This window comes from Lysobacter arseniciresistens ZS79 (genome assembly GCF_000768335.1).
Lineage (GTDB): Bacteria > Pseudomonadota > Gammaproteobacteria > Xanthomonadales > Xanthomonadaceae > Novilysobacter > Novilysobacter arseniciresistens.
This window is the reverse complement of sequence record NZ_AVPT01000065.1, coordinates 1-2,734: the sequence shown is the minus strand read 5'-3', so window position 1 is coordinate 2,734 and position 2,734 is coordinate 1. Positions and strand designations below refer to the sequence as shown.

At 69.7% G+C, this 2,734-nt stretch carries 2 protein-coding genes; one reads left to right on the top strand and one right to left on the bottom strand.

Annotated features, from left to right (window positions below; all coding sequences use genetic code 11):
- Positions 1-50: 50 nt before the first annotated feature.
- Complete coding sequence (locus N799_RS13965) at positions 51-848, bottom strand: undecaprenyl-diphosphate phosphatase (protein WP_036213916.1); 798 nt, start codon at positions 846-848, stop codon at positions 51-53.
- A 276-nt stretch (positions 849-1,124) separates the two neighbouring features.
- On the opposite strand from N799_RS13965, the gene glnA reads away from it, so the two are divergent.
- Entirely contained in the window at positions 1,125-2,534 is a 1,410-nt protein-coding gene (gene glnA, locus N799_RS13960) for a type I glutamate--ammonia ligase (protein WP_036213914.1), read from the top strand.
- The last annotated feature ends 200 nt before the right edge of the window (positions 2,535-2,734 follow it).

Genomic DNA, 2,734 nt, shown 5'->3' with positions numbered 1-2,734 from the left:
AAGACACAAGCGGCTTCAGCCGCGATCGGATGATCGCCCGCCCGCGCCCGCTACATCCCCACCGGCAACCACAGCAGCAGCGCCACGCCCAGCACGATCCGGTACACCGCGAACGGGGTGTAGCTGTGCTGCTTGATGTAGCCCAGCAGCCAGCGCACCGCGACGAAGCCGGTGGCGGTCGCCGCGGCGAACGCCAGCGCCAGCTCGTCCCACGCCACCGGCGCGGCGTTGCCGTCGAGGACGTGCTCCAGCAGCGCGTAGGCGCTGGCCGCGAACATCGTCGGGATGCCGACCAGGAACACGAACTCGGTCGCCGCCGAGCGCTGCCCGGTGCCGGCCAGCAGGGCGATGAAGATCGCCGCGGCCGAGCGCGAGGTGCCCGGGAACACGCCCGCCACCACCTGCGCCAGCCCGACCAGCACCGCCACCGTCCAGGTGATGTGGGCCGACTCCGGGCGGCGCGCGGCCAGCCGCTCGGCCACCACCATCCACACGCCGCCGAGGATCAGCGCCCACGCGACCGGCGTGACCGTCTCCGGCAGCTCCCAGCCCAGCAGCCGCACCGGCAGCCCGACCGCGGCGGTGACCCCGAACGCGACCGCCAGCTTCATCGCGTAGTCGCGGTTGGCGCGCTCGCCCAGGCCGGTCGCCAGCGCCCACAGCCGGTGCCGGAACACCAGCGTGGTCGCGAGGATCGCGCCGGCCTGGATGACGATGTTGAACAGGTCCGGCCGCTGCTCGCCGATGAAGTGCTGGGCGATCAGCAGGTGGCCGGTGCTGGACACCGGCAGGAACTCGGTGAGGCCTTCGAGGATGCCGAGCAGCAGCGCGGCGAGCAGGTCGGACATGGGCGGGTCGCTGGGGAAAGGCGGAGGGCGGTGCGCGGCGCAGGATAGCAACGCGTCGGGGCATCGATCGGCGCTCCGCCGACGCACCAACACGGTGCAATCACCGGCCAGCCGCGCCATCACGGTGCACAGCGGCCGCGCACGCCCGGCGGACGGGCCGCAAAATCAACAGCTTGCGATCCCGCACCGGTTGGCACGCTCGATGCTTGCAAGAACAGGTCGCCGCTGTCCCGCGGCCCCGCCGCCCTCACCCGCCACCGCCTCCGGAGCCCCGCCATGTCGTTCGAAACCATCGAGAAGCTGATCAAGGACCACCGGGTCGAGTTCATCGACCTGCGCTTTGCCGACATGCGCGGCGTGCAGCACCACGTCACCTACCCGGTGTCGATCGCCGACGAGTCGCTGTTCGAGGACGGCAAGATGTTCGACGGCTCCTCGATCGGCGGCTGGAAGGGCATCCACGACTCCGACATGGTCCTGCTGCCGGACGCGTCCACCGCGTTCCTCGACCCGTTCACCGCCGACCCGACCCTGGTGCTGACCTGCGACATCCTCGACCCGGCGACGATGCAGGCCTACTCGCGCGACCCGCGCGGCATCGCCAAGCGCGCCGAGGCGTTCCTCAAGTCCAGCGGCATCGCCGACCAGGCCTTCTTCGGCCCGGAGCCGGAGTTCTTCATCTTCGATTCGGTGCGCTACGCCAACGAGATGGGCCACACCTTCTTCCACGTCGACTCGGAAGAAGCCGCGTGGAACTCCGGCCGCGAGTACGAGGGCGGCAACACCGGCTACCGGCCGGGCGTGAAGGGCGGCTACTTCCCGGTCGCGCCGCTGGACTCGCTGCACGACATCCGCGCCGAGATGTGCAAGACGCTGACCTCGCTCGGCATCGAGGTCGAGGTGCACCACCACGAGGTCGCCAACGCCGGCCAGTGCGAGATCGGCACCAGGTTCAACTCGCTGACCGCCAAGGCCGACGAGCTGCTGACGATGAAGTACGTCATCAAGAACGTCGCCCACCGCAACGGCAAGACCGCGACCTTTATGCCCAAGCCGCTGGTCGGCGACAACGGCAGCGGCATGCACGTGCACCAGTCGCTGGCCAAGGGCGGGCAGAACCTGTTCTCCGGCGACGGCTACGGCGGCCTGAGCCAGATGGCGCTGTGGTACATCGGCGGCATCTTCAAGCACGCGCGCGCGCTCAACGCCTTCACCAACTCGACCACCAACAGCTACAAGCGGCTGGTGCCGGGCTTCGAGGCGCCGGTGATGCTGGCCTACTCGGCGAGCAACCGTTCCGCGTCGTGCCGGATCCCGTACGTCGCCAACCCGAAGGCGCGCCGCATCGAGATGCGCTTCCCCGACCCGATGAACTCCGGCTACCTGATCTTCGCCGCGCTGATGATGGCCGGCCTGGACGGCATCAAGAACCAGATCGACCCCGGCGCTCCTTCGGACAAGGACCTGTACGACCTGCCGCCGGAGGAGGAGAAGAACATCCCGACCGTCTGCCACAGCCTCGACCAGGCGCTGGAGGCGCTCGACAAGGACCGCGACTTCCTCAAGGCCGGCGGCGTGTTCACCGACGACTTCATCGACGCCTACATCGGCCTGAAGATGAAGGAGGTCACCGCGTTCCGCGCCGCCACGCATCCGCTCGAGTACCAGATGTACTACGCGATCTGACCGCGGGTGCGCGACCTGGCCGCGACGGTCGCGTAACCGGTCGCGGCCATCGCGCGACCCGGTTGCACCCGACGGCCCGGCATCCCCGGGCCGTCGTCGTTCCAGCCCCCCTGCTCCGCCACGCCCACTCCCGATCCCGGCCCGGCATTGGTCATCCCGCACCCGCGCGCCCGCATCCCGCGTGCCGCGTCGCATCCGGA